The organism is Shewanella sp. 0m-8 (assembly GCF_052977265.1).
The window spans coordinates 106361-132376 of record NZ_JBRIMB010000010.1 but is presented as its reverse complement, the minus strand read 5'-3'; the positions used below and the strand labels follow the sequence as shown (position 1 = coordinate 132376).

Annotated in this window: 25 protein-coding genes and 1 other RNA gene; 15 read left to right on the top strand and 11 right to left on the bottom strand. The window is 44.4% G+C overall.

The window, feature by feature from the left end; all coding sequences use genetic code 11:
- Positions 1–41: 41 nt before the first annotated feature.
- The gene (locus ACVBIO_RS07370; protein ID WP_447172301.1) at positions 42–2591 is read right to left on the bottom strand and encodes a penicillin-binding protein 1A; all 2550 of its coding nucleotides are present in this window, start codon (positions 2589–2591) and stop codon (positions 42–44) included.
- A 436-nt stretch (positions 2592–3027) separates the two neighbouring features.
- On the opposite strand from ACVBIO_RS07370, the gene ACVBIO_RS07365 reads away from it, so the two are divergent.
- The 9 genes from ACVBIO_RS07365 (at position 3028) to ACVBIO_RS07325 (ending at position 12143) form a co-directional block, all read left to right on the top strand.
- Complete coding sequence (locus ACVBIO_RS07365) at positions 3028–4107, top strand: pilus assembly protein PilM (RefSeq protein WP_447161846.1); 1080 nt, start codon at positions 3028–3030, stop codon at positions 4105–4107.
- On the top strand, positions 4095–4661 hold the full coding sequence (locus tag ACVBIO_RS07360) for a PilN domain-containing protein (RefSeq protein ID WP_447161845.1): 567 nt from the start codon (positions 4095–4097) through the stop codon (positions 4659–4661). Before ACVBIO_RS07365 ends, ACVBIO_RS07360 begins: the two co-directional genes overlap by 13 nt.
- Entirely contained in the window at positions 4658–5278 is a 621-nt protein-coding gene (locus ACVBIO_RS07355) for a type 4a pilus biogenesis protein PilO (protein WP_447161844.1), read from the top strand. The genes ACVBIO_RS07360 and ACVBIO_RS07355 overlap by 4 nt, the downstream gene beginning before the upstream one ends.
- A complete protein-coding gene (locus ACVBIO_RS07350) occupies positions 5275–5793 on the top strand; it encodes a pilus assembly protein PilP (protein ID WP_447161843.1) in 519 nt (172 codons plus the stop codon). The genes ACVBIO_RS07355 and ACVBIO_RS07350 overlap by 4 nt, the downstream gene beginning before the upstream one ends.
- Positions 5794–5853: 60 nt before the next feature.
- Entirely contained in the window at positions 5854–7866 is a 2013-nt protein-coding gene (locus ACVBIO_RS07345; protein WP_447164051.1) for a type IV pilus secretin PilQ, read from the top strand.
- Between the two features lie 214 nt (positions 7867–8080).
- On the top strand, positions 8081–8596 hold the full coding sequence (gene aroK, locus ACVBIO_RS07340; RefSeq protein WP_012279139.1) for a shikimate kinase AroK: 516 nt from the start codon (positions 8081–8083) through the stop codon (positions 8594–8596).
- A 3-nt stretch (positions 8597–8599) separates the two neighbouring features.
- The gene (gene aroB / locus ACVBIO_RS07335; RefSeq protein WP_447161842.1) at positions 8600–9679 is read left to right on the top strand and encodes a 3-dehydroquinate synthase; all 1080 of its coding nucleotides are present in this window, start codon (positions 8600–8602) and stop codon (positions 9677–9679) included.
- A 160-nt stretch (positions 9680–9839) separates the two neighbouring features.
- Positions 9840–11249 carry an AAA family ATPase gene (locus ACVBIO_RS07330; RefSeq protein WP_447164043.1) on the top strand — a complete coding sequence of 470 codons (1410 nt, stop codon included), beginning with the start codon at positions 9840–9842 and terminating at the stop codon, positions 11247–11249.
- Positions 11250–11303: 54 nt separating this feature from the next.
- Positions 11304–12143: a Dam family site-specific DNA-(adenine-N6)-methyltransferase gene (locus tag ACVBIO_RS07325; protein WP_447161840.1), complete on the top strand. Its 840-nt coding sequence runs from the start codon at positions 11304–11306 to the stop codon at positions 12141–12143.
- A 25-nt stretch (positions 12144–12168) separates the two neighbouring features.
- On the opposite strand, the gene ACVBIO_RS07320 is transcribed toward ACVBIO_RS07325, so the two are convergent.
- Both ACVBIO_RS07320 and ACVBIO_RS07315 read right to left on the bottom strand, forming a co-directional pair.
- On the bottom strand, positions 12169–12354 hold the full coding sequence (locus ACVBIO_RS07320; RefSeq protein ID WP_447161839.1) for a DUF2970 domain-containing protein: 186 nt from the start codon (positions 12352–12354) through the stop codon (positions 12169–12171).
- Between the two features lie 8 nt (positions 12355–12362).
- Positions 12363–12701, bottom strand: coding sequence for a hypothetical protein (locus ACVBIO_RS07315; protein ID WP_447161838.1), 339 nt, complete (start codon positions 12699–12701; stop codon positions 12363–12365).
- Between the two features lie 213 nt (positions 12702–12914).
- Between ACVBIO_RS07315 and rpe the strand changes: the two genes are divergently transcribed.
- The 3 genes from rpe to trpS are packed head-to-tail and all read left to right on the top strand — an operon-like array spanning position 12915 to position 15307.
- Positions 12915–13589 carry a ribulose-phosphate 3-epimerase gene (rpe, locus tag ACVBIO_RS07310; RefSeq protein WP_220778473.1) on the top strand — a complete coding sequence of 225 codons (675 nt, stop codon included), beginning with the start codon at positions 12915–12917 and terminating at the stop codon, positions 13587–13589.
- Positions 13590–13592: 3 nt separating this feature from the next.
- The gene (locus tag ACVBIO_RS07305) at positions 13593–14291 is read left to right on the top strand and encodes a phosphoglycolate phosphatase (protein ID WP_447161837.1); all 699 of its coding nucleotides are present in this window, start codon (positions 13593–13595) and stop codon (positions 14289–14291) included.
- 5 nt (positions 14292–14296) lie between these two features.
- Entirely contained in the window at positions 14297–15307 is a 1011-nt protein-coding gene (trpS, locus tag ACVBIO_RS07300) for a tryptophan--tRNA ligase (RefSeq protein ID WP_447161836.1), read from the top strand.
- 119 nt (positions 15308–15426) lie between these two features.
- Here the strand turns inward: trpS and ACVBIO_RS07295 are convergent, their stop codons facing one another.
- Entirely contained in the window at positions 15427–16296 is an 870-nt protein-coding gene (locus ACVBIO_RS07295) for a LysR substrate-binding domain-containing protein (RefSeq protein WP_447161835.1), read from the bottom strand.
- Positions 16297–16440: 144 nt separating this feature from the next.
- Between ACVBIO_RS07295 and ACVBIO_RS07290 the strand changes: the two genes are divergently transcribed.
- Positions 16441–17325 (top strand): DMT family transporter, encoded by an 885-nt coding sequence (locus ACVBIO_RS07290; protein ID WP_447172300.1) that lies wholly within the window; start codon positions 16441–16443, stop codon positions 17323–17325.
- Positions 17326–17355: 30 nt separating this feature from the next.
- Here the strand turns inward: ACVBIO_RS07290 and ACVBIO_RS07285 are convergent, their stop codons facing one another.
- The 4 genes from ACVBIO_RS07285 to ACVBIO_RS07270 form a co-directional block, all read right to left on the bottom strand.
- Positions 17356–17925, bottom strand: coding sequence for a BON domain-containing protein (locus tag ACVBIO_RS07285; RefSeq protein WP_447172299.1), 570 nt, complete (start codon positions 17923–17925; stop codon positions 17356–17358).
- A complete protein-coding gene (locus ACVBIO_RS07280) occupies positions 17922–18515 on the bottom strand; it encodes a phosphoheptose isomerase (protein WP_012279127.1) in 594 nt (197 codons plus the stop codon). The genes ACVBIO_RS07285 and ACVBIO_RS07280 overlap by 4 nt, the downstream gene beginning before the upstream one ends.
- A gap of 63 nt (positions 18516–18578) precedes the next feature.
- Entirely contained in the window at positions 18579–18920 is a 342-nt protein-coding gene (locus ACVBIO_RS07275) for a YraN family protein (RefSeq protein ID WP_447164039.1), read from the bottom strand.
- Between the two features lie 110 nt (positions 18921–19030).
- Positions 19031–20905: a penicillin-binding protein activator gene (locus ACVBIO_RS07270; protein ID WP_447172298.1), complete on the bottom strand. Its 1875-nt coding sequence runs from the start codon at positions 20903–20905 to the stop codon at positions 19031–19033.
- Positions 20906–21007: 102 nt separating this feature from the next.
- Here ACVBIO_RS07270 and rsmI point away from each other — a divergent pair, with 102 nt between their 5' ends.
- Positions 21008–21850 (top strand): 16S rRNA (cytidine(1402)-2'-O)-methyltransferase, encoded by an 843-nt coding sequence (gene rsmI, locus ACVBIO_RS07265; protein WP_447161830.1) that lies wholly within the window; start codon positions 21008–21010, stop codon positions 21848–21850.
- Positions 21851–21922: 72 nt separating this feature from the next.
- Positions 21923–22274, top strand: an RNA gene (rnpB, locus tag ACVBIO_RS07260) — RNase P RNA component class A.
- Between the two features lie 228 nt (positions 22275–22502).
- Here the strand turns inward: rnpB and ACVBIO_RS07255 are convergent.
- From ACVBIO_RS07255 to ACVBIO_RS07245, 3 genes are read right to left on the bottom strand one after another with little or no spacing between them, the layout of a single operon-like run.
- Positions 22503–23786: a carbohydrate porin gene (locus tag ACVBIO_RS07255; protein WP_447172297.1), complete on the bottom strand. Its 1284-nt coding sequence runs from the start codon at positions 23784–23786 to the stop codon at positions 22503–22505.
- Positions 23786–25048 carry a quaternary amine ABC transporter ATP-binding protein gene (locus ACVBIO_RS07250; protein ID WP_447172296.1) on the bottom strand — a complete coding sequence of 421 codons (1263 nt, stop codon included), beginning with the start codon at positions 25046–25048 and terminating at the stop codon, positions 23786–23788. The genes ACVBIO_RS07255 and ACVBIO_RS07250 overlap by 1 nt, the downstream gene beginning before the upstream one ends.
- Positions 25041–25940 carry an ABC transporter permease gene (locus ACVBIO_RS07245; protein WP_447169671.1) on the bottom strand — a complete coding sequence of 300 codons (900 nt, stop codon included), beginning with the start codon at positions 25938–25940 and terminating at the stop codon, positions 25041–25043. Before ACVBIO_RS07245 ends, ACVBIO_RS07250 begins: the two co-directional genes overlap by 8 nt.
- Positions 25941–26016 lie beyond the last annotated feature (76 nt).

The following is a 26016-nucleotide window of genomic DNA, read 5'->3' as shown; positions in this document are numbered from 1 at the left end:
CTATCTGAGAACTTATCCGATACTCTGGCGAGTAATGGCGGTTATTGGAACAAGTCCTCTTCAGACTTGTCGATAAAGATATCGCTATTATCTTCTTGATCCGTTACATACTCAGTTGGCTCAGTGCCGGCAATAAAGTACTCAAACTTACTGGTATAGTCAGTTTTTCGAGTCAGCTTACCTGTAGCTAAGTCAATTCTTGCTGAAACGATTCCTTCTGGAGGCGACATTGGCACTTCTGGTGTGCCTGTGAGTGCATCCTTCATAAACTCATTCCAGCCCGGACCTGCGGTTTTGGCGCCAGCTTCCGCTAGCGATATTTGATCTTTAGCACCGTTAGTATTCCAGCTGGTACGACCGAGCTCCTGGCTATGGTCATCGAACCCTACCCAAACTGTGGTAGCTAGCTTTGGATTGAATCCACTAAACCAAGTGTCGCGAGATTCGTTAGTTGTCCCCGTCTTGCCTGCAATATCTCGGCGCTTGACGACTCTTGCTGCACGCCATGCAGTACCGTTCCAGCCGGTACCTTTACTCCAATCACCACCGCCCCAAATTACACTCTTAAGTGCTTCAGTGACTAAGAAGGCCGTTTGCTCCGAAATAATTTGCGGTGCATATCGAGAGCCTGGACCGCCACATTGCGGCGCCTCATCGCTAGCAGACTGATGTTGTAGTGGTGCAGTGCTTGCTTGAAGCTCATTGGCCATCGCAGCGAATGGATCCACTGCAATCGCTTGCTCTGCAATTGGAGGCTTACAGGCTAAAGTCGGGTTGGCTTGCTCTACAATGTCACCATTAGCGGTTTCTACTCGCTCAATAAAGTATGGCTCAACTAAAAAGCCACCATTGGCAAATACTGAGAATGCTGTAACGACTTGCAGTGGCGTTACCGATGGTGAACCCAAGGCGATAGATTCGTTGCGTGGTAAATCGGCTGGATCAAAACCAAATTTTACTAATTCTGCAATCGTGGCATCAAGACCTGCATAACGCATGGCTCTAACTGACATAACGTTAATCGATTGCGCTAAACCAACGCGCAGGCGAGTTGGGCCACCATAAACATCGGGTGAGTTTTTAGGGCGCCAAGCCGTACCTTGTCTAGTATCAGGTTTATTAATTGGCGCGTTATTTATCAGGGTTGCAAGGGTGTAACCTTTTTCGAGTGCTGCACTGTAAATAAACGGCTTAATATTAGAACCTAACTGGCGCTTAGCCTGAGTCACACGGTTATATTGGCTTGTGTAGAAGCTAAAGCCACCCACTAAGGTACGAATTGCACCATCGTGTGGATCCAAAGATACGAGGGCACTTGCCACTAATGGAACTTGAGTTAATTGCCAGAAATTACCATTGTTGCGGATCCAAATTTGCTCACCCGGCTTTAAAACATCGGATGCCAATTTAGGTGCCTTACCTTGACGCTTGTTAGTGATGAACTTACGTGCCCATTTAATACCATCCCAAGGTAGCTCAATCGTTTCACCTTTAGCATTCATAGCAGTGGCTGTTTGTTCATTAACTGACAACACGGCGGCAGGGAACATACCTTGGAATGCACCAGTTTGTTTAAGCTTTGCGGTGATCTCTTCAGGCTCTAATGGAGTCGCAGTCCATAGTTCTTTGACTCGGCCGCGATAGCCGTGACGTTCATCATACGAGTAGACGTTATTACGCAGCGCTCTTTGAGCATCGAGCTGTAACTTAGAATCGACCGTGGTGTAGATATCATAACCACCGGTATATGCCTCTTCCTCACCATACTTTGCAACTAAGTAATCGCGAGCCATTTCAGAAATATAAGGGGCATATAGATCGATCACTGCACCGTGATATTTTGCGGTAATTGGACTATCTAGCGCGGCTTGGTATTCAGCGGTATTGATGAAGCCAACTTCATTCATACGCATTAGTACGACATTACGACGTGCTTTAGCCCGTGATTTAGAGGTAATAGGGTTAAGAGTCGAAGGCGCTTTAGGTAAGCCTGCAATCACAGCCATTTCAGGTAAAGTCAGTTCGCTAACTTCTTTACCATAATAAACTTGAGCGGCGGCCCCTACGCCATAGGCACGTTGCCCCAAATAAATGCGGTTGACGTATAACTCGAGAATTTCATCTTTGGTGAGGAGCTGCTCGATATGGATCGAGATGAAGATTTCTTTTACTTTACGGATAATGGTTTTATCACGGGTCAAAAAGAAGTTACGTGCTACCTGCATGGTAATGGTACTTGCGCCTTGCTTTTTTTGACCTGTGGTCAGCATCACTGAAGCGGCACGTAAAATACCAATAGGATCGATACCTTTATGCTCGTAAAAACGGGCATCTTCGGTGGCGATAAACGCCTGTAATAGTGGTTTAGGTACTTCATCTAGTGTGAGTGGAATACGGCGTTTTTCACCAAACTGAGAGATCAGTTTTCCGTCACTACTATAAATACGAAGTGGTGTTTGCAGTTTTACGGTCTTTAGCGTTGTAACATCAGGCAGATCTGGCAACACGTAAAAGTAAGCTGCAACAATTGCAGCGATGCCAAGTAAACCTAGGCTAAAGAAAGCTATAAAAAGTCGTTTTAACCACTTCACCGCAATATTCCAAGAATTAAAATAAGAACAATAGTATATAAGCCGTGGCCGAAATGGTGAAGTCTTGTCTCCCGATTAGGTTGAGCTTTTTTCTTGATGACTTATTTTACTGTGTATTTTTTTATAGAGATTTTGTCGAAAAGCTTATTACTTCAAAAATATTATTTAAATAATGATTAACAATTGACTCAGTTTTTATGACTGATGTTGGGTATTTTTCTAGTTTATATCGCTATCATAAAGAATAAAGTAGCAGTTATGTTGAAAATGTAACCTAAATCGGGTGAGCGCACACTATGGTTGCCTGTAAGTGAGTGTTTGGCGTCAAAAAAAATGCAATTGTAAATTGGTGAAACATTTTGTACAAATAGCTATAACGAGTTGATTTTGTGCTAATCTACTTTGGATACAATAACTATAAAAGTGACTATGGACTATGCTTTCTAATTTTTGGAAGCGTCAGGCTCCGCAGATGGTTGGGATAGATGTGGGATCCCATGAAGTCAAAGCGATTCTGCTGAGTAAGACTGCTGATGGGTATAAAATATTAAGTCATGCTGCCGTTCCTTTAAAAAAGGGAGCTGTTAATGATCATGAGATCCGTGATAGTGAAGCAGTAGTTGACGCGTTAAAGCAAATCAAACGCGTATTACCCAAGTCCACAAAATTTGCTGCTGTCGCTGTTTCTGGCTCGGCAGTTATGACCAAAGTTATTTATATGGATTCGGCATTAAGTGAAGAAGAGATGGAGGCTCAAATTGAAATTGAAGCCGACAACCTCATTCCATACTCGCTCGATGAAGTGAATATTGATTTTGAAACGCTAAGTACCAATCGTACCGATCCCACTAAAGTCGATGTGCTATTAAGCGCCTGTCGCAGCGAAAATATCGATAGCTTAAGTGATTCGCTCGATGCGGTAAATTTAGAAGCCAAAGTGGTTGATGTTGAAGGGTATGCGCTAGGGCGCTCTTTTGACATGATCGCAGGCCAACTACCGGATGATGTTAGCGACAAAGTGGTCGCGCTGGTGGATATCGGGGCCAACATCACGACATTCTCAGTTGTAGAGCATGGTGAAACTACATTTGTAAGAGAGCAAGCCTTCGGTGGTGAGCAGTTTACCCAGTCAATTTTATCTTTTTATGGCATGACCTATGAGCAGGCTGAAAAGGCTAAGCTGGAGGGTGATCTGCCACGCAATTATGTATTTGAAGTTTTATCGCCATTCCAGACTCAGTTACTACAACAAATAAAAAGAACCTTACAAATTTACTGCACGTCCAGTGGTCGCGATAAAGTTGACCATATTGTTTTGTGTGGTGGAACATCGAAACTTGAAGGTATGGCTAATCTAATGGTTAACGAGCTAGGTATTCATACTATTATTGCCGATCCATTCCAAGGCTGCTTACATGCCGATGAGGCGATAAAGAGCCACCTCCAGCCTCAAATTAGTAAATATATGTTGGCTTGTGGATTAGCGCTAAGGAGCTATTCAGAATGGCGAACATAAATTTATTACCTTGGCGCGAAGAGGCAAGAGAGAAGCAGAAGCGTGATTACACAGGGATTTTAGCGCTCGTCTTCTTAGTTTCTGGTTTAGTGGTGTACCTGTCTTTAATGACGATCGATATGTTTATCGATGATCAAAAAAGCCGTAATGCCTACCTTCAATCTGAGATCCAACTTCTTGAGTCACAGATTGCCGAAATTACTAAAATTCGTACTCGTAAAAAAGATATTGAGCGACGCACTGAAATTATTCTAGGGCTGCAGCAATCGAGAAACTTGCCGACTCATGTTTTAGATGAGCTAGTGCGAGTGGTACCCCCTGGAATTTATCTTTCTAGCATCGAAAAGAAAGGCAGCATGCTGTGGATAGAAGGACGTAGCGAATCAAACAATAACGTTGCCAATATGATGAGAAAGATCGCGGCGTCAGTTTGGTTACAAGACCCTAATATGCAGTCGATTGTGGCGCAAAATGAAGAGCTAAGACAGCTACAGCGATTTACATTGAGGGTGACCATAATCAATGGCGATGAAATGAAAGGGGCTAGTAAATGAACCTCGACTTAAGTCAGTTTAACGATATTGATTTTGAAAACATTGGTGCTTGGCCGCAGCTAGTCAAAATTGTATTTGCAGCACTCTTAGCCGTGTGTGTTTTTATTGGTGGCTATTTTCTATTTGTTTCAGACGCGCTAGATACACTCAATGCTGAACAAGTTAAAGAGCAACAGTTAAAAACAGATTTTAAGTCAAAGTACCAATTGGCGGCGAATCTAAAGTTGTACCGTGAACAGCTGGCGATAATGGAAATACAGTTTGCTGAACTGCTGAAAATGTTGCCTTCAAAAAATGAAATGCCGGGCTTGTTGGACGACATAACATTTGTAGCGACAGATTCGGGGCTGAATATTAAGAGTCTAGATTGGGAGTCAGAAATCACCCGCGATTTTTATATCGAATTTCCGATTAAAATCATGGTTGGCGGTGACTATCATGAACTAGGTCATTTAGTGAGTGGAGTGGCAAAGTTGCCGCGTATTGTCAGTTTGCATGACTTTGTGATTAAGCGTAATGACTCTGGCGAACTGGGTATGGATATCCTGGCAAAGACTTACCGCTTTAAAGAGGGCGCAGAATTACCCGCTAAGGGTAAGAAGGGGGCTGCAAAATGAAAAAGCCGTTACCGCTTCTAATTGTGTCAGTGTTATTGGCAGGCTGTGTCGGAGATAAAAGTGATCTTGAGCTGTTTGTGACAACGACAAAAGCTCAACATGTTGCCCATATTCCGCCTTTGAAAGAAACGCCAAAATTTGAGCACTTTTCTTATCAAGCCGATTTAATGAGAAGTCCATACGTGCCGCCTTCAAGGGAATTAACTGAAGAAGTCATCGACACGACGAAGGACTGTTTACAACCGGATCTTAAGCGCCGTAAAGGGCGATTAGAAACCTACGCATTAGACAACTTAAGAATGCGAGGTACGTTAAGCGAGAAAGATGATATTTGGGCTCTACTTGAGACTACAGATGGCAGTGTTTACCGTTTAGGTGTAGGGCAATATTTAGGTCTTTATCATGGACAAATAGCTAAAGTAACACCACAAACAGTCGAAATAATAGAATTAATACCAGATGGATCTGGCTGCTGGACGGAACGCAACAGTAGTATGGAATTGACTGGAGAATAATAAGAGATGACTGAGGGAACAATGAGATCTTCAACCACGCCACAAGCCAGTTATAAGGTAATGCCTTTATTTAAGGCTATTATTGGTTTCGCATTAATCGTAGGTATGACTCAGCATTCGTATGCCGCTAACCGACTCATTGATGTTAAATATCACGCCGTAGTCGATCATCAGCTCGAGCTACAGTTAATTTTTGAGAATGATATTCAAGAACCCGATATCGATCTAAAGGCGTCTCCAGCTCAGATTATTTTAGGGTTTGAAGACAGTATTTCGGCACTAGAAAAGCAAACCTTACCAATTAAAACGGTAGGGGTTGAAACGGTTAGTACTGTGCCAAATGGTAATGATTTACAGGTTTTTATTGGTCTAGACAAGGTTAAACCTTATCAAGGTAAAGTCGTTGGCAATACCTATCGTTTAACCATTAATGACGAGGTGGCGAGCCAGAGTTCAAGTGGTAAAAGTCCGTTCGTTAATAACATCGAAAATATCGATTTTCGCCGGACTGCCGATGGTGGTGGTGAGTTATTAGTCAAGCTAAATAACAGCTCTGTGGCTGCAAACGTTGAGCAGGTTGGCGCCAAGCTAGAACTAAAACTTTATAATACAGAAATCCCGAGTGACTTTTTATACGTCATGGATGTGTATGATTTTGCTACCCCAGTTAAAAGCTTTGAAACCTTTAAAGAAGATCTAACTGCCCGTTTTCTTCTCGATATTGATGGTGACTATGAGTACAACTATCAGCAAGACGGTAGCTTATTTAAGTTAACGATGAAGAAAACAGAGCGCATGAATATTGTGAAGGAAGAGAAGAAATATGATGGACGCTCGCTGTCATTAAACTTCCAAAATATTTCAGTTAGAACCGTGCTGCAGATTATTGCTGATTACAATAACTTCAATCTAGTGACCAGTGATACGGTTGAAGGGGATATCACCTTAAGATTGGATGATGTGCCTTGGGATCAGGCATTAGATCTTATCTTGCAAGCTAAAGGTTTGGATAAGCGAATCGAAGGCAATATCTTGATGATTGCCCCTAGTGAAGAGATCGCTATCCGTGAGAGCCAAGAGCTAAAAAATCGCCAGGAAGTAAAAGAGCTGGCTCCGCTATACTCCGAATACTTACAGATTAATTATGCGAAGGCTAAAGATATCGCGGCATTGTTAAAAGGTGATGATTCTAGTTTATTAACCTCTCGCGGCAGTGTTGCCGTTGATGAGCGTACTAACACCTTGTTAGTCAAAGATACTGAAGAGACATTGGAAAATATTCATCGCCTGATTGAGGTACTGGATATTCCAATTAAACAGGTATTGATTGAAGCTCGTATGGTAACGGTAAAAGACGATGTTTCTGAAGATCTCGGTGTTCGTTGGGGGGTCACAGATCAGCAAGGCGATAAAGGCACTTCAGGTAGTCTTGAAGGGGCGGGGGATATCGCAAACGGTGTGGTTCCAAGCTTAAGTGATCGCCTAAACGTTAACCTTCCTGCCGCTGTGGCTAATCCAACAAGTATTGCATTTCATGTGGCAAAGCTTGCAGATGGCACGGTATTGGATCTTGAGTTGAGCGCTTTAGAGCAAGAAAACAAGGGTGAAATTATCGCCAGTCCACGTATCACCACCTCGAACCAAAAAGCGGCATATATCGAGCAAGGTGTGGAGATCCCTTATGTTGAAGCAAGCTCTAGTGGTGCAACAACGGTAACCTTTAAAAAGGCTGTGCTATCATTACGTGTGACGCCGCAAATTACGCCTGATAATCGTGTTATTTTGGATCTTGAAATTACTCAAGATTCTCAAGGTAAAACGGTAGATACACCGACAGGACAAGCGGTTTCAATTGATACGCAACGCATTGGTACACAAGTGCTGGTGGACCACGGTGAGACGGTTGTATTAGGCGGGATTTACCAGCAACAGTTGATTAGCCGAGTGAGTAAAGTGCCGATATTGGGTGACATCCCTTATTTAGGCTTCATGTTCAGAAATAGCTCCGATAAAAATGAACGCCAAGAATTGCTAATTTTTGTTACGCCGAAGATAGTCTCAGAAGCGCTATAAATTATTTAGCCGTACAAAGCCAGTATAATTCGCTGGCTTTGCCGTTTTGGTCGATACATTTTCGATAGAAATGCATTCCCCGCTTGCCATAGATGGCACTTAGCTGAGATAATCAGCGGTCAAGTCTCAATAGAGCAAGGTAAGATTAAAGGTCAACTCCGTTTATTTGAGTTGACGTAGGCAAACTTAAATAAGATTCAGACGTATAAATCAAATGGCCGAAAAACGTAATATTTTCCTAGTAGGCCCTATGGGGGCTGGTAAAAGCACTATAGGCCGTCATCTGGCACAGATGCTGCACTTAGAGTTCCACGATTCAGATCAAGAAATTGAAAGCCGTACAGGTGCTGATATCGCTTGGGTTTTTGATGTTGAAGGTGAAGAGGGTTTCCGCAACCGTGAAACACAGGTTGTCGCTGATCTAACCGAAAAACAAGGTATTGTCTTAGCAACAGGCGGTGGTTCGATTCAAAGCAAAGAGATCCGTAATAATCTTTCTGCACGCGGCATCGTTGTCTACCTAGAAACAACTATTGATAAGCAAGTTGCTCGTACGCAAAGAGACAAGCGTCGTCCATTGCTTCAGGTTGATGACCCAAGAGAAGTGCTAGAGAACCTAGCCGAGGTGCGTAATCCTCTTTATGAAGAGATTGCTGACGTCATTGTTAAGACTGACGAGCAAAGCGCCAAAGTTGTTGCAAACCAAATTATTGAACAGTTAGGTTTTTAAGATATGACGAAACAAGTTCTGGTAGAGCTCGGAGAGCGCAGTTACCCAATTGAAATTGGCCAGAATTTGTTTAGTAGTTGCGAGCCTTTGGCTCGCTATCTTCAACATAAAAACATTCTAATCGTCACTAATGAAACGATAGCGCCTCTCTATCTTGAAAAGGTAGAAGCTATGCTGTCGGGTTTCGCGTGCGTGACTCCTGTCATTCTGCCCGATGGAGAGCAATATAAAACCCTCGAACAGATGAATTCGATATTCACTGCATTACTAGAGCAAAACTTAGGCCGTGATACGGTATTAGTTGCTTTAGGTGGTGGTGTAATTGGCGATATGACAGGCTTTGCCGCGGCGAGCTATCAACGTGGCGTGGATTTTATCCAAATTCCAACAACGCTGTTATCTCAAGTGGACTCGTCTGTTGGTGGTAAAACTGCAGTTAATCACCCATTAGGCAAAAACATGATAGGAGCCTTCTATCAGCCGAAATGTGTATTAATTGACACTAATTGTTTAAGCACGCTACCTAAACGTGAATTCGCAGCTGGCATGGCGGAAGTCATTAAGTATGGGGTGATTTGGGATGCTGAGTTTTTCCAATGGCTTGAAAACAACGTTGAAGCGTTGAAATCATTGGATACACAAGCGCTCGAGTATGCAATTAGCCGTTGCTGTGAAATTAAAGCCGAAGTCGTAGAAAAGGATGAAACCGAACAAGCTGTGCGTGCACTGCTGAATCTCGGGCACACCTTTGGTCACGCTATTGAAGCTGAAATGGGCTACGGTGTATGGTTGCATGGTGAGGCCGTTTCAGCTGGCACAGTCCTTGCTGCGATAACTTCAAATAAGCTTGGGTTGGTTGATGAGTCAATTGTTTGTCGAATAACGGCGTTATTAGCGGCATTTGATTTACCGATAACCGCACCCGAAACAATGGGTTTTGAACAATTCATTAAGCATATGCGCCGAGATAAGAAGGTGCTCAAAGGTCAGTTACGACTCATTTTACCTGAAGGCATAGGTCAAGCAGGGATCTACAGTGACGTTACCGATGAGCTACTGGAAGAGGTTATCAACTGCGCATAAATTATGTTGCAGGTGATCGGTGAACGCTAAACTCAATATAAAAAAACAAGTCTTCGATTATTCTTTGCTGGCTATGCCCTTTAGGAATAGTTGTGGATTTTTGTTGCCTAAAATTATTGCTAAGGCTTTATTGTCACAACTGAATTGGGGTCAACTTTAGATGTCGTTTTCAGGTGCTGCGCTACTACCAAGCCAAGATGCATTATTGCATCGTCTATTACATCTCAGTTTGTATGGCGAACAGTTGATGGTGTTAACCGGTGACGATGGTGCGGGTAAGACCACTTTGGCTACCGCACTGCTCAGTGAGTTAGAGCACCATAGCTCCGCATTAGTTATTTGTCCTAAACACTGCGATAGCGCTGAAATCAGGCGCAAAATATTGGTTCAGCTACTCAGCGATCCTGTATTTGATGATGAAACCCCTTTACCAGAATGCTTACTGAGTGTCATAGGCTCTCTGCCTACCAAGAGCTGTATCGTACTCGATGACGCCCATCTATTGCCGCTTGAGATCTGGGCTGAATGTATTGTACTTAGTCAACTATCCTTGTCTGGTAAGTCGATTAAAATTTTAATGACATCGCCTGCCGAGTTTTTTAATGATGTCACCAAACAGCTGCCAGACCCCCTGTTGGAGCAAGTATTAGCCATACATATTGAGCCATTAGAGCAAGTTGAGCGCGAAGGCCTTTATTACACTTTATTAAGCCGTAGTGAACAGCAACCGTTTACTCCAAGGGATATAGTTAAAAACCGATTAGAGATGCAACTTGGCACACCTAAAGAAGTGGTTGGTTTACTTGAGCTTGCGCTTAATGGTGAGGAAGTTCAGTTACTGCAAAAGTCTAGATTAAAAACGATTATTATCGCTTCAACATTAGGCATTGTTGCCCTGCTAGCGAGTTGGTTGCTAATTGATAGTAATCAGAGCGCAGAAGATGTTGAGGCTAAAGAGGTTACGTTTGCGATTAATGCTGACGAACGGTTTGGCCCAGATAACACCTTTCTTATTGAATATGCCAAGCGCATCCTGCAGCATTACCGCCCAATACCTCATTTAGCCTTATCGGGTTTTGGCAATTTTGATGGTTCTAATGCAACTGAAGTCACTACATACGAAGCCAAGCAAATCTCGACGTTTGCAGCTGAGCAGCAAGAGCAAGTGAATGCAATACAGCCAGAGTTAAGTAACAAGCCAAATAAAGTACTGACCAAGGCTGTAAAGCATCGTGAAGAGGCGGCCCTAATAGCGGAAACTGTTGACTCGATTGCAAAGTTACCCAGTAGACCAATAGAGGGGTATACCCTGCAGCTGGCGAGTGTAAAAAAGATAGACTCTTTACGTAACACACTTTTAAGGCTTGAAGATATTCCTCAAATTAAAGTGGCGCGCTATAAGAATCGGTGGGTAGTGCTACTCGGAGAGTTTTCTAGTCGAAAAAGTGCGCAAGAACAGTCGGCACTATTAATGGCTAAAACGGGAATTTCTGAGCCGTGGATCCGAGCTTGGCAAAATCTTAATGAATATGAGCTACAAGATGTACTTCCAACTCGTGAAATTCAATAATAAACAGAGTACAATCATCAGCTCTCTTTTTTTCACAGTGTTCAATCAATTTAAATGATTAAAAAACAAAGAGCCTTTTTAAAGTGGGCTGGCGGAAAATTTAAACTGATTGAAGCCTTATCAGAACATCTACCTGAAGGTGACCGCCTGGTCGAGCCTTTTGTCGGTGCTGGCTCAGTATTTCTCAATACCAATTATAGTCGTTACCTATTGTGCGATATTAATCATGATCTGATTAACTTGTACAAGATTGTGCAAAAAGAGCCTGAGAAATACATCAAAGCTGCTCAAGCGCTTTTTGTTCCTGAGATGAATGAAAAAGAGGCTTACTACAAAATACGTACAGCTTTTAATGCCACGCAAGATCCTTTTACGCGCTCAGTATATTTCCTCTATATGAACCGTCATGGTTTTAATGGTTTATGCCGTTATAACCGTAAGGGTGGCTTCAATGTGCCATTTGGTTCGTATAAGAAACCTTACTTCCCAGAAAAAGAGATCAGAGCTTTTTCTGAAAAGGCTCAAAAAGCCGAATTCCAGTGCATCGGTTATGAGCAAGCTATAGGTCTGACCCAAGCGGGTGATGTGGTGTATTGCGATCCGCCTTACGCACCTTTGTCATCGACAGCCAGCTTTACGACTTATGTTGGGAGCGGTTTTTCATTGGATGATCAGGCTTTGCTTGCGAGGCATGCACGCCATACAGCTATCGAGCGTGGTATTCCTGTACTGATTAGTAACCATGATATTCCGTTAACGCGTGAGTTATACCACGGTGCTCGTTTCGGTACGATTCAAGTTCAGCGTAATATTAGTCAGAAGGGCAGTGGCCGTAAAAAAGTCGATGAGCTGATGGCGCTGTATGATGATTCATACCATAACGAAAACGATTAAATTTCTAATCTCGTTAGGCTAGGGATTATGCTAATACCTGCCTAACGATAAACAGTAACGCAGCTACAAACATAATCGCTAATATTATGCCCATGATGATAAAGGGAACGGGTGAAGATGTCTGAAAGTCTCTTACGCGATTCTGCTCTGTTTGTACCCCAAAAAATGCCGCTAAAGTACTAGAGAATATGTGCCACAAGCGGCGCAGCATGTTGTTGATTACTTGCTGTTGAGTGGAGTGTTCTTACTGATAGGCGCGCTTTCATGGCCATATAACAGTTCAAACAGATCGATAAAGTGTAATTGATTGGTCTGGCTGTTACCGGTTAACCAGCTTTGCCAGCTTAAGTCGCTCATCTGTTCAGCGCAGCGATTACTCGGGTGGCTAGCAGGTAGACTAGGGTTGTACTGACTCGAGTCGCTATCGCATGCACAGGCTGTATTTGCTGCAATGTCGGTTCGATTTGAAGAGAGTGCGAAACTGGTTATCGCTGTAAAGCCAAGCGCAAGAATAGCAACAGATTTTAGCACTGCAGTATTCTGTATAAATCCTTTCATCACGCCTCCTTTTATTCACTTCCTTTGTAACTCGTCGAGATAGTATAACAAAGCAGGCTATATTTTAAACGTTTTTTACGTGTAAATCCTATTTCATTGTTTAGCTGAAATATTTTATCTCTGCAATTTAGCTGAAATGGGCGCTCAGGTGTGGAGGGCTATGGCTACAGCAGGTAGAATGGCGTACTTCTTAAACATTAAAGTGAGTTCGTTATGCGTCCATTTTTGATTGCTCCTTCTATTTTATCTGCCGATTTTGCTCGTCTAGGTGAAGATGTCGATGCCGTATTAAACGCGGGGGCTGATGTGGTTCATTTTGATGTCATGGATAATCATTATGTGCCAAATTTAACGATTGGCCCTATGGTGTGCCAGGCGCTACGTAACTATGGTGTGACTGCCGATATTGACGTGCACCTAATGGTGAAGCCTGTTGACCGTATCATCCCTGATTTTGCTGCTGCCGGAGCCTCAATTATAACTTTCCATCCAGAAGCCTCTGAGCATGTGGACCGTACCCTGCAGTTAATCAAAGAATCAGGCTGCAAAGCAGGTCTAGTATTTAACCCAGCTACACCACTGCACTACCTTGATCACGTAATGGATAAGTTAGATGTAATTTTGTTGATGTCTGTAAACCCGGGTTTTGGTGGCCAATCATTTATTCCGTCTACATTAGATAAGTTGCGTCAAGTGCGTAAGTTGATTGATGACAGTGGTTATGACATTCGTTTACAAGTCGATGGCGGCGTAAAGGTCGACAACATTGCTGAAATCGCAGCAGCGGGTGCAGACATGTTTGTTGCTGGTTCTGCCATTTTCAACAAGCCTGATTACAAAGCGGTAATTGATGAAATGCGCAGCGAATTAGCGACTGTTGAGGCGTAGCCAATGAGCACTTTTAGTCAAATTAAAGCCGTAGCATTTGACTTAGACGGAACGCTAATTGATAGCGTTCCAGATCTAGCCGCAGCGACTCGTGCGACGCTAGCTGAGCTGAATTTGCCACTGTGTAGCGATGATATGGTGCGCAGCTGGGTAGGTAATGGCGCCGAGATGTTGATGCGCAGAGCGCTCAGTTTTTCTCTTGATGCTCAAGTGAGTGAAGAAAAGCTGCAAAGCACTATGCCGCGCTTTATGCATTTTTATAAGTTAAACCTGCAGCAGCACAGTGTGCTTTACTCAAATGTTGAAACTGTTTTATTTCAGCTGCAACAAGCGGGCTATCAAATGGCAATTGTGACTAATAAGCCTTTTGAATTTACCATTCCATTATTGAAAGCATTCAATATTGATGGGTATTTTAGCATCGTGCTTGGTGGTGACTCACTGTCTAAGATGAAGCCGGATCCATTGCCATTAGAGCACATTTTGCATGAATGGCAGTTGCAAACAGAGCAATTATTGATGGTCGGCGACTCAAAGAACGATATATTAGCGGCAAAAGCGGCTAAGGTTGCCTCTGTGGGCTTGACCTACGGCTACAACTACGGTGAAGATATCGGGCTAAGCGGCCCCGACGCCGTATGTGAACAATTTAGTGAAATAACCGCGCTACTTAAACTGCGCGATAAAGCAACGGAGCAATAAACAAAATGACGAACCCTCTAACTAAACCCGTAGTTCTAAGCGGAGCGCAGCCATCAGGCGAGCTGACCATCGGCAACTATATGGGCGCGTTACGTCAGTGGGTTGCAATGCAAGATAGTCATGATTGCCTTTATTGCGTCGTTGACCTGCATGCGATTACTGTCAGACAAGATCCAGTTAAATTACGTGAAGCATGTCTTGATACGCTAGCACTGTATTTGGCTTGTGGTGTTGACCCTAAGAAGAGCACGGTATTTATTCAGTCTCAGGTTCCACAGCACACGCAGCTTGGCTGGGCACTAAATTGTTACACCCAGATGGGTGAGCTTAACCGCATGACGCAGTTTAAAGATAAATCACAAAAGCATGCTAATAACATTAACGTGGGCTTATTTGGTTACCCGGTGTTGATGGCGGCAGATATTTTGCTTTATCAAGCGAACGAAATTCCAGTAGGCCAAGATCAAAAGCAGCATTTAGAGCTTACGCGTGATATCGCGACCCGATTTAACAATGCTTATGGTGAAACATTTGTGATCCCAGAGCCATTCATCCCAGAGCATGGTGCTAAGGTGATGTCACTACAAGATCCGCTAAAGAAGATGTCTAAGTCTGATGATAACCGTAATAACGTTATTGGCTTACTTGAAGACCCAAAAGCTGTCATGAAGAAGATAAAGAAGGCGATGACAGATGGTCAAGAGCCACCAGTAGTCCGTTTTGATGTTGCTGAAAAGCCAGGTGTATCTAACTTAATCAGCCTAATGTCAGGCTGTACTGGTCAATCGATTGCGAGTATTGAAGCCGAGTTTGAAGGCAAAATGTATGGTCATTTAAAAGTGGCTACGGGTGAAGCCGTTGTCGGTATGCTTGAGCCGCTACAGCAGCGCTTTAAAGAATACCGCGCAGACCACGATTTCTTGGCTAAAGTGATGAAAGACGGTGCCGAAAAGGCACAGGCTCGCGCTGAAGTTACCATCAAGAATGTATACGAAAAGATTGGTCTTATCGTTTAATTCGGTATCTGGTCCTAAAATTGATTCAAAGCCAGCTATTATCGCTGGCTTTTTTATTGCTGCTTAAGTTTATTACTGAAGTCGTATTGCTTAAGCTTTCTTGCTTCAGTTTGATCGCGTTATTGGCGACTTAACCAAGCAACAAATGCTGCAATAGCGGGCTCTTTGAGGCGGCGCTGTTTACAGCTGAAATAGAACTCAAATCCAGTCAAAATATCGGGTAAATCAAGCGCTACTAATACCCCTTTATCAATATCAGCTTGCACCATAAAGTCAGATGCCAGCGCAATTCCTTGGCCAGTTATAGCCGCTTCTATCGCTAACAACACATGACTAAAAATATGTTGCTGTTGTTCTGCGGGTGGCACTAAGTTGTTTACCACAAACCAGCGGTCCCAATCGAGCCCCAGTGCACCTTCATCAACCGTCAGCAATGGGTGCTTGGCTAATTCGTCCAGTGCTATGCTATCTAGCGCCAGTAAGCTTGGGCTGATAACCGGAATTAAGCGCTCTTTATGCAGTAAGTGATGGTGGTAACCTAATTGACCGCTTTGGCCGGTGATAAACATATCTGCCACGCTGTCACTGAGTTCTGGGTCATCGGCTATCATGTCGAGACGGATTTTGATTTGAGGGTGTTGACGTCTAAAATCGCTGAGTCTTGGAATTAACCATTTGACCGCAAACGAACTGTACACAGCAAGGCGAAGTTGCTCGTTACTGTCACCGCTTATCTGCATACTTAAGTCACTTAACTCATTGAAGATCCGTTCTAACTCTCGATATAGCAGTTCACCTTTGCTAGTGAGTTGCAGCTGCCGTCCCTCACGTTTAAATAAGCGTTCTCCGTAATGTTCTTCTAGCTGCTTTACCTGATGAGAGACTGCACTTTGCGTGATGCATAATTCGGCTGCAGCACGTGAGAAGTGAGACTGCCTAGCTGCGGCTTCAAAAACCTGCAAGGCTCTTAATGGCGGGAGTTTGCGCATAGTGACCTGCTCAATATATGAATTTAATAGGTGATCTTCATCATGATATTAATTTAATTCATGCATGGATAAAAAACATCATTTTAGTTTGGCTTTTGTGGGCGATATCATGCGCGCATATTCAGTTGTACTGTGGAAAAACAGATGAAATCTAACGTCATAATTGCTATGGCTATCCTCGTTTTCGGCAACCTATTTAGTGCGCTCTATGATGTCTCTATTAAATGGATGCCAGAGGGAAGTAACGCCGCGACTTTCTTGTTAATACGGCAAATACTATCGGTATTGATGTTACTGCCTTTATGGTTTTGCGCTAAAAGACCGACGACTCAACATGTAAAAGTCCACTTTTTCCGCTCGAACACGGGGGCATTAGGGGCGGTGTGTTTGATTATGGGCTTGATGTCATTACCTATTGCGACGGTGAGCTCGTTATTCTTTTCTGCCCCTTTGATGATTGTGCTGATGGGCTCGATTTTTCTAAAAGAGAAGGTAACGCCAACTCAGTGGCTCGCCACCATTTTAGGTTTTATTGGTATTTTAATCTTACTGCGTCCAAGCGAAATCAACTGGTTTGGGATTGCGGTGCTGATCTCGGCTTTTACTTTTGCCCTGAATCAGCTCGCGCTACGTAAGCTGCCCGATAGCGAGGATCCAAGTGTGACCCTGATGTTGTATAACACGCTCAGTATCCCGCTGACATTAGTGATGGTACTGGTACAGGGCTTTGAGGGCGTAAGCTGGGGCTTAATCGGCATTGCGGCACTGAGTAACAGCTTCTTACTGGCGTATCACTGGTTGTGTGTATTGGCTTACCGTAAAGCGCAGGCGAGTCAGATAGCGATTGCTGAATACACCGGATTACTCTTTTGTGTGTTGTTTGGCTGGCTGCTATTCGATGAGTGGTTAGACGGTTTGAGCTGGGTTGGTGCAGGCTTTATTGTACTGCCATCGCTAGTTATTCCATGGATAGTTGCAAGAATGGCTAATTTAAAACCCAAAAAAATCATCGAGCAAAAGGCGGGATGATCTTTTAGGTGTTGGCGAAGGGCATTGTGATTAAGAATCTGTATATTCAAACACCTTAATCACTTTGCGCACGCCGGCGGTATTACGCGCCACTTCCACGGCTAACTCGGCTTGAGCGCGTTCGACATAACCAATTAAGAACACCTCACCATTTTCAGTGACGACCTTAATATTGGTTACATCTAAGCCTTTCTCATTGAGCATTCGACCCTTCACCTTAGTGGTGATCCAGGTATCGTTACTACGAGTCGTAAAAGAGGTTGGATTACCAATACGGATCTGGTTATGGATCTTGCCGCCAATCTTTAGCTCTTTAACAGTACGAACCGCTTTATCTCGCAGCATTGAGTTCGGCGCTTGGCCAATCATCAATACATTAGCGTTCATAACAATCCCGCTAATATTCGCCTGGTTTTTTAAGTCATCATGAGAAGCCAATGCGCTAGAGATATTAAAGTCGGCATTGGTGTCATCAATTTGAGTCTTAAAGCTGCGCTCGTCATTAACCATCATTGCACCGCCGACTGCACCGACCATAACGGCCCCAGCGCAGCCTTGCAGCATTAACACAATCGCGATTAATGGGAGCACTGCTCTCATGCTTGTTCGTCCTGCGGGAATAATGTGTGGTCGATGTTGTCACACAAGCAATGAATCGCGAGCAGGTGAACTTCTTGAATACGGGCGGTGACATTTGATGGCACACGGATCTCAACGTCGTTGACGCTAAGTAGGCCTGCCATCGCGCCGCCATCTTTACCGGTTAGCGATACAATTGTCATGTCACGGCTTAGGGCTGCTTCCATGGCTTTAATCACGTTACCTGAGTTACCGCTGGTTGAAATCGCTAACAAAATATCGCCAGGCTGGCCTAGTGCCATAATCTGTTTAGAGAAGATTTCATCGTAGCTGTAATCGTTAGCAATCGCTGTGATTGTTGACGTGTCGCAGCTAAGAGCAATAGCGGGTAGTGGTGGACGCTCAATTTCATAGCGGTTTAATAGCTCCGCAGAAAAATGCTGTGCATCACCGGCGCTACCGCCATTACCGCAAGCTAGGATTTTATTACCACTAAGCAGGCAGTGAACCATCATCTCAGCGGCTTTAGCAATTGATTCTGGTAGTGCTTCAGAAGCATCAATCTTAGTTTGAATTGACTCTGTAAAGCTGTCTTTAATGCGTTCTAACATGGATAAACCCTATGTTTATTTATGTCCACTTTTGGCTGGTGGTACATATGAAAATTAAACTATTTAAAATGCACCGCGGATCCATTGGATCCCTTGGGGATCGGCCGCAATGACATCGAAACGACAAATAGCATCGATTCGATTTAACTGTATGTAATGGTTTGCTGCTTTTCTAATTCGCCTTGCTTGTGCTGGGCTCAAAGCATTAACGGCACCACCGTATTGAGATGGAGAGCGGTATTTTACCTCAACGAACACCCAATCGCTGCCATCTTTCATCACTATGTCTATTTCACCAAAACGGTATCGCACGTTTTGTTCGACAAAGGTTAGCCCACGTTGCTGCAAATATTGCCGTGCTGCATATTCGGCAATTTGGCCTTGATTTGGGTTAGCTGGTGCCAAATTCGCTCATCCTTGTCGCGTTAATTTGAATATATCTTAAAGATTGTGCCGAGACTATTTGCTTCAGCGTATTTAACTGTAAAGTTTATCAAAAGCTTCCTGCATCGGCTTTATAGCGGACGCAAGTTACCTCTTTGATAGCGGCCCCAGCTGAGCTGGCGATTCAAGGTACCGTCAGGTTGCACCGATAACAAACCGCTACGCCCTGTAAACTGATAGCCAGGTAAGGCGCGCATTTGTGCCAGTTTACCGACTAAATCGAGCGCATCATAGCCCATAATAAATAGACGTTTACGGCTGTTACTCCAGTTAGGCCATAGCTCATTGACCATACGGGTTTCAGTGTTGGGCGTGATCAGCCATGGAATGTCGCTAATCGTTAAGTTATTCAGCTCATTAGCCGTTTCTCGGTCGTTACCTTCAACACGGCTACGGCTGGTGGTATACAGAGGCACAGGCTCAGCAAACACGCTAAAGTTAACGTCGATAAAAGGCTTAAGTAGCGCTAAATCTTGGCTGGCAGAAATCATATAGATAGCATCGACATCGCGACGGGAGCGAAAATCCGCTTCAATCTTAGGAGTCAAAATAGCCTTAATGCGAGAAATACGTTCTTTACTATCGATAACGCCTAAGGCTTTTTGTACGGTGACCTTCATTTTGTCGCCGCCGTCATAGTAATGGATTTCGGCCGGATTATTAGTCAGGGTTTGCCAAGCCTTATTGAAGCTTTCCGCCATGCGGTGGCCAACAGCATCATTGCTGACTAATAGTAACGGCTGTTCAATACCATCATTGTATAGGCGCTGAGCCGCATCAATGGCTTCATCGGTCGGCGATAAGGCAAAGAAATACTTATCAGGATCGGCGGTAAAAGTATCAATATGGTTCAAGTAAAGCTGTGGAATGGTCTTGCTCACCACAGGACTCACGGCGACAGCCTCTCCAACCGCGTTAACGGGAGCGCCTACAGCAGTCATATTCTGTAACTGCTCGACTTCAGTTTGCAGTAGTGGACCAATGATAAATTCAGCGCCCGATGCCACGGCTTGCTGGTAAGCGGCCTGTGCACCTGTTGCTGTATCGAAAAAGTTGAGTGCAACACTGTCGTCACCGGTTGCCATATAGTTGGCAATAATGCCTTGCTTGACGGTGCTAGCAACGCTTGCACGTGAGCCTGTTAATGGCAGTAAGACCGCGATATTTTTTGGCTGATAAGGCTGAGTGTTAAGTGCCTTTTCTAAGTCAGTGGGCAGTTTTGCCGCTGCAGGATGATACGGGTTGAGTTGTTGCCAGCTGCCTAAGTGGCGAACCAGATCGTTAGGGTCGACGGCATAGTGTTTAGCGATATAGGCCAGTTGTACCCAACCCGCAAAAATCGGGTTAGAGGTATCGTTGCTAAAGCTTAATAGGGTTTGTTCGTTAATCGGCTGTAGAGAGCGCCAAATAGTGTCGTTGACTTCTTGAGCCTGTGAGGCCGGTAAATACTGGCTCAGTAAGCTCAATTGTCTCACTTGATCGATTGGTTGATTAACTAATTGATACAGGTGAGCCTTAAACTGGTAGTAACTGACCCATTGCCAGTTTGGCAGTGTCCAGTCGCTTGGATAATTAAGCACCTGCAGAGCATGATCATAGGTCGACGTCATCTCTAATACGCGAGCGGAAAGGTAAATATGCTCCGCCAGTAGCTCTGGTTTTTGGCTGATATCTTGCGCAATCGATTTCAGCGCTTTATCTGCAGCGCTGGCATTCCCTTCGTTGATAAAGGCATGCGCGGCGAGTAAAACATATTTATCGCGGGTTTGTTTATTTTTTTCTTTGGCAGCAAGGGCCAAATATTGCGATGACGTCTCGGTCACTGCGGATAAAGAAACTTGTGTCTTTTCAGTCTGTACCGGCGCAGAAGTCGTGCCGCAACCGAACAAAACCGCAGATAAAATTGCGATAGAAATAAATTTTGTTGTATTCAGTCTTTTTAACACGGGTCTTCACTCTGGTAAGATGCTGCTAATAGTTTAACCTGCTCTTCCGCTTGGCGAAAGTATTGTTAGAAACTCTTGCCAACACTCAATACAGAGGTAGTTATGGACCTGTCGGTCGCGCTTTACATTGTTCCCACACCAATTGGGAACCTAGGGGACATCAGTAGCCGTGCAATAGAGGTACTTAACCAAGTATCACTTATTGCCTGTGAAGATACCCGTCATAGTGGAAAATTACTGAGTCACTTCGGTATTGAAACTCGAAAAACTGCGCTACACGATCACAATGAACGTGATAGAGCGCAGTGGATCATTCAAAAGCTGGGTAATGGTGAAGCGGTAGCATTGATCTCCGATGCTGGCACACCGCTGATCTCAGATCCTGGCTACCACTTAGTTAAACAAGTGCGTGAAGCAGGATTTAATGTGATCCCACTGCCCGGACCATGTGCTGCGATTACGGCATTAAGTGCTTCCGGTTTACCTTCTGATCGTTTCTCGTTTGAAGGTTTCTTACCCTCAAAAGAGAAAGCGAGATTTGATAAACTTACCGCACTGAAAGATGATCCTCGCACGTTAATTTTTTATGAATCACCGCATCGTATTGTGCACAGCCTAGAGTCACTGGTTGAAGCGTTAGGTAGCGATCGTGAAATTGTGATGGCGCGTGAAGTGACTAAAACTTTTGAGACCTTCCTGTCAGGTCCCGCTGGTGAAGTACTGCAAACAGTAAAAGATGATCCCAATCAGCAACGCGGCGAAATCGTGTTGATGTGTCACGGCCATCGCAGCGATGAAGAGTTAGAGTTCTCGCCAACAGTGATAAACACGCTTAAATTACTGTGCGAAGAGCTGCCTTTGAAAAAAGCCGCCGCCGTAGCGGGACAGATTTACGATATTAAAAAGAACGCACTTTATAAACATGGTTTATCCATCGGCCTTTAAATATTGTGCGTGCGAAGACGGTATTTGTGAAAGTCCTTGGTTTGTTAGTCTCGCTTAGGCTATAATCCGCGCCGAGTTGGCTAGACAGTTGCCGCGTTCGCAAGAACGGGGAGGAAAGTCCGGGCTTCAAAGAGCAGGGTACCAGGTAACGCCTGGGCGGTGTGAACCGACGACAAGTGCAACAGAGAGGAAACCGCCTGCTTGATTTATCAAGTCGGTAAGGGTGAAAGGGTGCGGTAAGAGCGCACCGTGCGGCTAGCAATAGTCCGTAGCAAGGTAAACTCTACCCGAAGCAAGACCAAATAGGGTCCCGTATGGCGCTGCTCGCGTTGGGACCGGGTAGGTCGCTTGAGCCTGTGAGCGATTGCAGGCCTAGATGAATAACTGTCCACGACAGGACCCGGCTTATCGGCCAACTCAACCTTTTGATGCAGAAGGCCTCACAGAAATGTGGGGCCTTTTGTTTTTAAAACGATTAATTCTTTAGAGTGGCAGTTCGAAAAGAAAGATAAAAAGTCATTTATTTCACTCTTAAACCAGAGTTAGGGTTTATCGGATATCAATGTCACCTCTTAATAAAAAGCCCGTTTACCGAAAAGTAAGCGGGCTTTTTATTACCTGTAAATCAGGTTTGTCGGTATAAATAGTATGACTAGAAATAGTAACCGAAATTAATATTAAAGCGGGTGTTAGTGCCGCCATCTCCCACCATAGTGCCGCCGATAAAGGGTTGGTTCTCTGCAACAACAAAGTCGACATAGGTATAGAGTCCACCTGCAGCAATAGCCATACCAGTGACATTCATAAAGGTATCAGCCAGTGCCGCAGATTTATCGGTAACCAGCGAATAATCGTTATAGAAAGTTAGATTGGATATTGGCCCAATTTCTACTGGTAGGCTGTATGCCACGTTGGCGATATAAGTCGTCGCTTCTGCTGGAATAGAGTCGTAAAAATGATATGCGGCTACCACAATACGTTCTACATCCATGCCATCGACATCGTATTTGTAGTCGGTCAGCTGTAATTTAACGTTCCAGCGATCGTAGTTAACCACGCTGTGAATGGCTGCTGCGACATTATCGCCATCGGTGCCATTGGCAATATCAAGCTGTCCGGCTTGGATTGACACGCCCAGTTCAACTTCGAGCTCATCGAATATCAAATTGTGAGCATAACGACCATTGAAGGTATTCACCTCAGCTGCAGCGTAACCGTCACTGGGGGCATCATAGACACCTTCTCCAGGCAAACGGATACCAACAACATCGTAGGCATAACGATCGGTTCGGTCTGAGACAAAGCCATCAAGGCCGCCTTGTTCGTCATTCTTATAGAAGGCAAAATCAATTTGGTTGTTATCGCCTTTATAGGTGTAGTTCAAGCCCATATCATGGTCATCTTCAAGTCCGAGATAGAAGTTAGAGCTGAAGAAGTAGTTGTTTGATGCGTAAGTTAACATACCAAAAGGCACTTGAGTGACACCAATTTTACCTTGTTGTTTGTCATCAAAGTTGTAACCAATCCAAGCGTGCTGAATCACATTCATGTACTCAAACCAGCGGTACTGGGCAGAAAAGATTAGGTCTTGATAATTGCCTGACACATCGATACGGAACAGGTCAAAATCAAAATCGCCACCACGGTCAGCATTGTCGTCATCATAGTCTTCATAGGTGTAATTGACACGCACGGCGCCGCCAAAATTGACGCTGCTCTCTGGTTTCTTTTGTTGCTCTTCGACGACGAGCAGTTCAGGTTCAAGCTGTTGAGGCTCAAGTTGTTCAGGTTCAAGCTGTTGAGACTGAAGCTGCTGAGCCTCAAGTTGCTCGATGCGGGCTTTTAACGCTTCTAGCTCTTCATTAATTGGGGTGGCGCTTGCATTCGCGGATAATGCAAGGGCGATACATGCAGCTGCAAGTGTGTAGCGGATCATCATTTATCCTTATGAGTTAAGTTTGATTTTTGTAGGTCTGTATTGGCTGTGCTGTCGGCGTCGCTATAGAAATCCGATAGCACGTCGGCTAAGTGAGTCCGCGAAAGTTCGCCTTGTAGGTCGCCATCGGCATCGACAACGGGGAGGGGGTAATCAGACTCCATTGTCGCGGGAATAATGCTTTCAAGCAGTGCATCTTGTGAAATAGGGGTTAGCTCTTCTACCTTGAAGTCTTCCATTAGCGCTTGTTCATCAGCTTTGACGGCATCTTCTAGCGCTGCTTGGCACACCACCCCCTGAAAGCCTTCATCGGTAACGTAATAGGCATAGTTAGCAGGAATGCGTTTCATCTGTTTAAGTGCTTCTCCTATCGTGTCGGCAGTGAGGCGAAATGCGGGTGGCTTCATAACCGTTTCAACTGTCAGGGCTCGCGGACGGTTTACATCTTTGACAAAAGCCTCTACATAATTATCAGCAGGGTTGAGCAAGATATCGACTGGCTCACCGACTTGAACCAGTTCACCGTCTTTGAGAATGGCGATACGATCGCCAATGCGTAGCGCTTCATCGAGATCATGGGTAATAAAGATAATGGTTTTACGTAGCTCTTTTTGCAGATCAATCAGTTGGTCCTGCATCTCACTGCGTATAAGTGGATCTAATGCGGAGAAAGCTTCATCCATCAGCAGGATTTCGGCATCGGTACACAGGGCTCTTGCTAGACCGACACGTTGTTGTTGGCCACCTGAAAGTTGAGAAGGATACTGCTCTTCATATCCGCTCAAACCGACAGTTTCCAGCCATTGTTTGGCTTTGGTATTTCTAGTGGTTTTGTCTACCCCTTGTACACTGAGACCGTAGGCCGTATTTTCCAGTACGCTTTTGTGGGGCATTAAGCCAAAGCGTTGGAACACCATGGCCATTTTACTGCGCCGAAACTGTTCTAGCTGCTTGGTATTGAGCTTCATCACATCCAAGCCTTCAACCAGTATTTGGCCTTCGGTAGGATCGATTAATCGATTGAAGTGACGAATTAAGGTTGATTTACCGGAGCCCGATAGTCCCATAATCACAAAAATCTCGCCTTGGTGAATATCGAGATTAATGGCTTTAAGGCCCACTGTATGGCCAGTTTTAGCTAGAATTTCATCCTTAGATAAACCTTCTTTTACTAGCGGAATAACCTTGTTTGGTTTTTTGCCAAAGACCTTATAAAGATCTCTAATTTGAATGAGTGGCTCTTTAGATGAGTTGTTATTCATGATGGCCACTTCGCGTATGTTTTTGTGACCGTTTGGCGTAGGCCTGCGAGGTGCGATCAAAAATGATAGCGAGTGCGACAATAGCCAAGCCGTTAAACAGCCCAAGAGTGAAATATTGGTTAGTGATCGACTTGAGTACTGGCTGGCCCAAGCCCTTAACGCCAATCATAGATGCGATAACCACCATTCCGAGTGCCATCATTATCGTCTGGTTAATACCGGCCATAATGGTGGGAGAGGCCAGTGGTAATTGAACTCCCAGCAGGCGCTGCATCGGGTTGGCACCGTAAGCCGTCGCCGCTTCTAGTACTTCTTTGTCTACTAAGCGGATCCCTAGGTTAGTTAGGCGAATAACAGGTGGAATGGCGTATATGACCACGGCAATAACGCCGGGGACTTTGCCAATACCCAGTAGCATGACCACTGGGATCAAGTAGACAAAGGCAGGCATGGTTTGCATCACATCCAAAATGGGCGTCACCACTGCCTGAGTACGATTACTGCGAGACATTAAGATACCAATGGGTACGCCTAATGTGATGGCCAATAGGGTGCAGACAGTAATGATGCTAAGGGTGCGCATGGTATCTTGCCACATGCCAAAATAACCAATCAGCATAAATGAAATAACAACGCCTAAAGATAGCTTCCATGAGCGGCTAGCAAGGTAAACCAAAGCGGTGATACACAGCAGTACAGCCCACCATGGCGACTGCACAAGCAGCTTTTCAAACCAGATGAGAAAGTCGAGCAGCGGATCGAATAAAGACTCGATAACATCGCCGTACTCGCGAGAAAAGTCCCGAAAAGCACCGTCTAAATATTTACGGATCCCCAGCAAAGTGGAGCGATCCATTTTCGGAAATTCGCTGAGCCAAGAAAAGTCAGCCATTACGACCTCTATTATTGTTATTAGGGATAATCTAGATGAGGATAAAAAAGCGAGGCTTAACAGGCCTCGCTTTGAT